Annotated in this window: 8 protein-coding genes and 1 pseudogene; 8 read left to right on the top strand and 1 reads right to left on the bottom strand. The window is 63.0% G+C overall.

Annotated features, from left to right (window positions below):
- From ACYP33_RS09740 to ACYP33_RS09705, 8 genes and pseudogenes are all read left to right on the top strand, one after another.
- A pseudogene (locus ACYP33_RS09740) lies at positions 1-259 on the top strand (succinate dehydrogenase/fumarate reductase flavoprotein subunit); the annotation flags it as partial.
- Positions 260-280: 21 nt separating this feature from the next.
- Complete coding sequence (locus ACYP33_RS09735; RefSeq protein WP_414441578.1) at positions 281-982, top strand: succinate dehydrogenase iron-sulfur subunit; 702 nt, start codon at positions 281-283, stop codon at positions 980-982.
- Between the two features lie 11 nt (positions 983-993).
- Positions 994-1,266: an FAD assembly factor SdhE gene (locus ACYP33_RS09730; protein WP_414441579.1), complete on the top strand. Its 273-nt coding sequence runs from the start codon at positions 994-996 to the stop codon at positions 1,264-1,266.
- Positions 1,267-1,319: 53 nt separating this feature from the next.
- Positions 1,320-2,621 carry a citrate synthase gene (gene gltA / locus ACYP33_RS09725; protein WP_414441580.1) on the top strand — a complete coding sequence of 434 codons (1,302 nt, stop codon included), beginning with the start codon at positions 1,320-1,322 and terminating at the stop codon, positions 2,619-2,621.
- Between the two features lie 192 nt (positions 2,622-2,813).
- Positions 2,814-3,203 (top strand): VOC family protein, encoded by a 390-nt coding sequence (locus ACYP33_RS09720; protein WP_414441581.1) that lies wholly within the window; start codon positions 2,814-2,816, stop codon positions 3,201-3,203.
- An 89-nt stretch (positions 3,204-3,292) separates the two neighbouring features.
- Positions 3,293-3,820 carry a hypothetical protein gene (locus ACYP33_RS09715; protein WP_459621286.1) on the top strand — a complete coding sequence of 176 codons (528 nt, stop codon included), beginning with the start codon at positions 3,293-3,295 and terminating at the stop codon, positions 3,818-3,820.
- A gap of 46 nt (positions 3,821-3,866) precedes the next feature.
- A complete protein-coding gene (locus tag ACYP33_RS09710; RefSeq protein ID WP_414447928.1) occupies positions 3,867-4,256 on the top strand; it encodes a hypothetical protein in 390 nt (129 codons plus the stop codon).
- A 120-nt stretch (positions 4,257-4,376) separates the two neighbouring features.
- On the top strand, positions 4,377-5,186 hold the full coding sequence (locus ACYP33_RS09705; RefSeq protein ID WP_459621285.1) for an AraC family transcriptional regulator: 810 nt from the start codon (positions 4,377-4,379) through the stop codon (positions 5,184-5,186).
- 47 nt (positions 5,187-5,233) lie between these two features.
- On the opposite strand, the gene ACYP33_RS09700 is transcribed toward ACYP33_RS09705, so the two are convergent.
- A partial coding sequence (locus ACYP33_RS09700) for a threonine aldolase family protein (RefSeq protein ID WP_459621283.1) occupies positions 5,234-6,132 on the bottom strand: 899 nt, incomplete at its 5' end.

Here is a 6,132-nt window from a genome sequence, read left to right as displayed (position 1 = left end):
GAAGGTGTTCAACACGGCGCGCGTCGAAGCGCTCGAAGTGGAGAACCTCGTCGAAGTGGCGCGCGCCACGATGGTGTCGGCCGAGGCACGCAAGGAAAGCCGCGGCGCGCATGCGCAGGACGACTATCCGCATCGCGACGACGACAACTGGATGCGTCATACGCTGTGGTTCAGCGAAGGCGATCGCCTCGACTACAAGCCGGTGCACATGCAGCCGCTGACGGTCGAATCGGTGCCGCCCAAGGCGCGTACGTTCTAAGCCGACTCCAAGGAATTTGAAATGGCAAAACGCATTTTTGAACTCTATCGTTACGATCCGGACAAGGACGCGGCGCCGCGCATGCAGACGTACGAAGTCGAGATCACGCATGAACGCATGCTGCTCGACGCGCTGGTCAAGCTGAAGGAACTGGACGAAACGCTGTCGTTCCGTCGCTCGTGCCGCGAAGGCGTGTGCGGTTCGGACGCGATGAACATCAACGGCAAGAACGGTCTGGCGTGTCTGACGAACCTGAACGATCTGCCGCAGAAGATCGTGCTGCGCCCGCTGCCGGGCCTGCCCGTCGTGCGCGACCTGATCGTCGACATGACGCACTTCTTCAACCAGTACCACTCGATCAAGCCGTTCCTGATCAACGACACGCCGCCGCCCGAGAAGGAGCGTCTGCAGTCGCCGGAAGAGCGCGAAGAGCTCGACGGCGTGTACGAGTGCATTCTGTGCGCAAGCTGCTCCACGTCGTGCCCGAGCTTCTGGTGGAATCCGGACAAGTTCGTCGGCCCGGCCGGCCTGCTGCAGGCGTATCGCTTCATCGCGGACAGCCGTGACGAAGCCACCGCCGAACGCCTCGACAACCTGGAAGATCCGTACCGTCTGTTCCGTTGCCATACGATCATGAACTGCGTCGACGTCTGCCCGAAGGGGCTGAACCCGACCAAGGCGATCGGCAAGATCAAGGAATTGATGGTTCGCCGCACGGTCTGACCTGATACGACATGACTGATTCGTCGCACCAGTCCGACCCGCACCGTCGCGCGCGCCTTCGCTGGCGGGCGCGGCGGGGTCTGTTGGAAAACGATGTGATTCTCGATCGTTTTCTCAACCGATACGAGCATGACCTCACCGATACCGATGTGGGCGCGTTGACCCGCCTGCTCGAACTATCCGACAACGACCTGATGGACTTGTTGCTCGCGCGCAAGGAACCAGAAGGCGACCTTGCCGGCCCGGATGTTTCCCGGCTGCTGGAGATGCTGCGCAGCGCGTAACAACGCCGCGCCCGTTATCGAATCCCGTTTCTACTTTCGATTGAGGATGTGCCATGACTCCGTCTGATGTTAAAGCCACGCTATCGTTCAGCGACAATTCGCCGAGCGTCGAACTGCCGATCTACAAGGGCACGTTGGGCCCGGACGTAATCGACATCCGCAAGCTGTACGGCCAGACCGGCAAGTTCACGTACGACCCGGGCTTCATGTCCACGGCGGCGTGCAATTCGGCCATCACGTACATTGACGGGGACAAGGGCGAGCTGCTGTATCGCGGTTACCCGATCGACAATCTCGCGCAAAACGCGGATTTCCTCGAAACCTGCTTTCTGCTGCTGAAGGGCGAACTGCCGAACGCCGCCGAGAAGGAAGAGTTTGTCGAGACCGTCACGAAGCACACGATGGTGCACGAGCAGATGCACTTCTTCTTCCGTGGCTTCCGCCGCGACGCGCACCCGATGGCGATCCTGGTCGCCGCAGTCGGCGCGCTGTCCGCGTTCTACCACGACTCGCTCGACATCAACGATCCGCGTCACCGCGATGTGTCGGCGATCCGCATGATCGCCAAGCTGCCGACGCTGGTCGCGATGGCGTACAAGTACACGATCGGCCAGCCGTTCGTGTACCCGAAGAACGAACTCTCGTACAGCGCGAACTTCATGCACATGATGTTCGCGAACCCGTGCGAAGAGTACAAGGTCAACGACGTGCTGGTGCGCGCACTCGACCGCATCCTGATCCTGCACGCCGACCACGAACAGAACGCATCGACCTCGACCGTCCGTCTGGCCGGTTCGTCGGGCGCGAACCCGTTCGCCTGTATCGCCGCCGGTATCGCATGTCTGTGGGGCCCGGCGCACGGTGGTGCGAACGAAGCCGCGCTGAACATGCTCGAGCAGATCGGTTCGCCGGACAACATTCCCGAGTTCATCAAGCAAGTGAAGGACAAGAACTCGGGCGTGAAGCTGATGGGCTTCGGTCACCGCGTGTACAAGAACTACGACCCGCGTGCGAAGCTGATGCGCGAAACCTGCCACGAAGTGCTGACCGAGCTGGGCCTGCACGACGACCCGTTGTTCAAGCTCGCGATGCAGCTCGAGAAGATCGCGCTGGAAGACGAATACTTCGTGTCGCGCAAGCTGTACCCGAACGTCGACTTCTACTCGGGTATCGTTCAGCGCGCGCTGGGCATCCCGACCGCCATGTTCACCTGCATCTTCGCGATGGCACGTACGGTGGGCTGGATCGGTCAGTGGAACGAAATGATTGCCGATCCGGAACAGAAGATCGGTCGTCCGCGTCAGCTGTTTGTCGGCGAAACGTCGCGCGAAGCGACGTCGATCGACAAGCGTTAAGCGGTTTCCGAGGGTCGAGCGAGGTGCGTCAGCGCCGCGCCTGACCGAACGGCAAAACAGGCCCCGACGGCGAAAGCGGTCGGGGCCTGTTGCTTTGGCGCGGTGGAGTCTCGCGCGGCGTTTGCCGATTGGCGTTCAAGAGTGGCATGACGCCGTGGCATCATCAGTGTCATTTCCACGACGAGGTGCCGCATGTTGTCTCATGTCTGTGTTGGCGTACGCGATGTCGAGCAAGCGCATGCGTTCTATGCGCCCCTGATGGCCGCCCTCGGCATGCCGTTGAAATTTCGTGATCCGCCGACGATGGCCGGCTGGATGCCGGCTGACGCGCCGCGCCCGCTATTCCTGATTTGCCGGCCGTTCGACGGCCAGGTCGCGACACCGGGCAATGGTCAGATGATTGCGTTGCTCGCGCCGGATCGGCAAACGGTGGACCGATGTCATGCCCTGGCGCTTCAGGCGGGCGGGGTATGCGAAGGGCCGCCGGGATTGCGTGCGCATTATCATCCGAATTATTACGGTGCCTATTTTCGTGATCCCGACGGTAATAAGCTCTGTATTTGCTGTCACGACCCTGAATAAATACGTCGGCACAGAACTATCACAAATCTTGACAATCGAGGCATACCGCAGGATTACACTTTCGCTACTCACTGATGAAAGGTAATCGTATGCAAGGCAGCGCTCAATTCCTGTCGTTTTCGATGATCGCCGGTATGATGGCGATCGTTTCGGCTGCCGCGCAGGCCGGCGCGATCGAGAAGAATTTCGACGACGCCGCGAACGGACGCATCGTGGCGCGAGCGAATACGATGGTGACCTGTGATTCCCCGAAGTTTCGCCCCGCTCCGGCGACTGGCGTAGGCGGCAGCGCTGCCGGTGTGGCGGGCAATGTCATGCTGTCGCCTGCTGCGTTGGCGATGTCGCAGCAAGCGGGAAACGCCGTGGGGGATGCGCCGTGTGTGGCGAAGGAGATCCCGTTGATCTCGTCCCGGAAGCAAATTGCGTTACCGGCGGCTGAATCGGGGTTGGGCGTGACGGTGAAACAATCCCATGCGTGGGAGATGAGCGCCGAAGACAGGCTGTATGCTGCTCAGCATTGCCCGGAAAACATGAATCATCGTGATTTGTGCGTGCGTCGCCGGGCCGGCTATGATCAGGATGGTAATAAGGTGAGTGTCGGTTTGGGGTGGAATTAATCCAATTCAACGTCGGTCGTTATCAAATAAAAACTGGGGGCCGTTCATGCAGAATTCACTCATCCGTTCGTCGTTGTTCGTGATCGCCATATTGGCAACGGCGTCGACGGCGAATGCCGGCATCGCCGAGCAAAATGTCCGCGACGCCGCCAATGGGCTCGTGGCGCCGCCAGCTTTGTCCACTACCTGCGATCCGGTGGCATTTCGTCCGAATCAATACCATTCAATGGGTGCAGGGGAAGGGCTCGCCACGGCGGGATTCGGGCTCGCTTCGCTGGCGATCGCGTCGATGATCTCCTCGCGCAAGCATGCCGATGCCTTGCTCAAGTCGCCATGCGTGACGAAGCCCGGGGTGGCGAGCAACGGGACTGATCCGTTGGCGATGCAGCTCGCGCCGTCACAATTCCCGAGCAAGTCGTTCAACCGCGTGCAATAAATCGCAACACGCCGCCGGCATGGCCTCGGCGACAATGCGTGCCGAGCGCAATCTCGGTCGCCGCATGTCACCGCAACGCGGCGCGCGCTTTGCTTCCCCTCCGTTTTCTGCCTGCCGCTGATGAAAGATCGCGTCGAATACACCCGCAGCCGCGATGTCCCCGGACTCGTGCTCGGCGACGCGCGTTTCAGCGAATTCCGCTTCGATCGTCATTACCACCTGGATTTCCACGTCGGCATCGTGACCGACGGCGTGCAGCGCCAGCAGGTCGGCGGCAACAGCCTGCTGCTCGGTCCCGGCAGCATTTCCCTGATGCCGCCCGGCGAGGTGCACGACGGCACACGCGTGGGCGACGCCGCATATTCGCTGAAAACGTTCAGGTTGCCGCCGGCATGGCTCGCCGACATCGCGGACGAGCTGGCAGGCGGCGCGAACGGGCCGGTGCTGCACGGCGCGACGTTGACCGATCCGGCTCTGGCGCAACGGCTCAGCATGATTCACACGGCGTTGCGCAGCGAGGATCTGGACGGCCCGCTCGGCCTGCAATCGGCCTGGCTGCTCGCGCTCGAACGGCTATTCGTGCAGTCGCGCGGTTTCGTGCCACGCGAGGTGGGCGGTGGTCTGGCCGATGTGCAATGGCGGCGCGTGCGCGACTATTGCGAGGCGCATCTGGCCGAGAAGATCACGCTCGAGTCGCTCGCAGCCCTTTGCGAGACCGATCGCTTCGTGTTCCTGAAATTGTTCAAGCAGACCACGTCCATGACGCCGCACGCGTGGCTCGTGCGGCTGCGTCTCGAACGTGCATGCATGATGCTGCATCACGGCACGCAATCCATCGCGCAAGTGGCGCAGGCTGTCGGTTTCTACGACCAGAGCCACTTCAACCGCGCGTTCCGGCGCGCGTTCGGCTGCGCGCCGTCGCGCTACTGAGGCGCGTGCGGGCCGCGCTTCAGGCCGAAACCTTCAGGCCGATTTTTTCACATCGATCCCTTCACACCGCGCGCCAATTCGATCAGACGATCGACTTCCTGCGTCGTCGTCGCGAACGACGTGACGAAGCGCGCCACGCCCGGCGCCCAGCGATCGTGATAGAAGCGCACGCCGGCCGCCAGCAGGCCGGCGATCACCGGCTGCGGCAGGCGGCAGAACAGGATGTTCGCATCGGCGCTGCCCGTCATGTCCACGCCCGGCACGCTCGCCAGCCCGGCTGCGAGCCGTTGCGCCATCGCGTTCGCGTGGCGCGCGTTGCGCAGCCACAAGTCGTCGGCCAGGTAGGCGTCGAGCGGCGCGGACAGGAAGCGCATCTTCGAGCTCAAATGCCCGGCGCGCTTGCGGCGGAACGCCAGCTCCCGGGCGCGGTGCGGATCGAACACCACGACCGCATCGGAGCCGGGCACGCCGTTCTTGGTCGCGCCGAACGACACCACGTCCACCCCGGCGCGCCAGGTCATGTCGGCCGGCGAGGCGCCGAGCGACACCAGCGCGTTGGCGAAGCGTGCGCCGTCCATATGCAGCGGCAGCGAGGCGGCGCGGCAGAGTTCGCCGATCGTGCCGATCTCGTCGAGCGTGTAGACGCTGCCGATCTCGGTGGCCTGCGTGATGCTGACGGCCGACGGCTGGGTGGTGTGCACGTCGCCGAGCTTCGCACGCGCGGCCGCGCGCAGCGCATCGGGATCGAGCTTGCCGGCGGGGCCGTCCACTGCGATCAGCTTCGCGCCGTCGGCGTAGAACGCCGGCGCGCCGCATTCGTCGTTGTTGATGTGGCTGTCCGGGTGGCACAGCACGCTGCCCCAGGGCGGCGTCAGCGCGGCCAGCGCGAGCGCGTTGGCGGCCGTGCCGGTGCCGACGATGAACACCGCCACCTCGTGCTCGAACA

This window comes from Burkholderia sp. 3C (assembly GCF_054589155.1).
The sequence above is the reverse complement of the archived record's forward strand: the minus strand, read 5'-3'. Positions and strand labels throughout refer to the sequence as shown.

Bases quoted from the DNA above. Each gene is read 5' to 3' on its own strand.
- ACYP33_RS09710 (WP_414447928.1), top strand. From the start codon at position 3,867: ATGCAGAATTCACTCATCCGTTCGTCGTTGTTCGTGATCGCCATATTG.
- ACYP33_RS09720 (WP_414441581.1), top strand. From the start codon at position 2,814: ATGTTGTCTCATGTCTGTGTTGGCGTACGCGATGTCGAGCAAGCGCAT.
- ACYP33_RS09715 (WP_459621286.1), top strand. From the start codon at position 3,293: ATGCAAGGCAGCGCTCAATTCCTGTCGTTTTCGATGATCGCCGGTATG.
- ACYP33_RS09730 (WP_414441579.1), top strand. From the start codon at position 994: ATGACTGATTCGTCGCACCAGTCCGACCCGCACCGTCGCGCGCGCCTT.
- gltA (WP_414441580.1), top strand. From the start codon at position 1,320: ATGACTCCGTCTGATGTTAAAGCCACGCTATCGTTCAGCGACAATTCG.
- ACYP33_RS09735 (WP_414441578.1), top strand. From the start codon at position 281: ATGGCAAAACGCATTTTTGAACTCTATCGTTACGATCCGGACAAGGAC.
- ACYP33_RS09705 (WP_459621285.1), top strand. From the start codon at position 4,377: ATGAAAGATCGCGTCGAATACACCCGCAGCCGCGATGTCCCCGGACTC.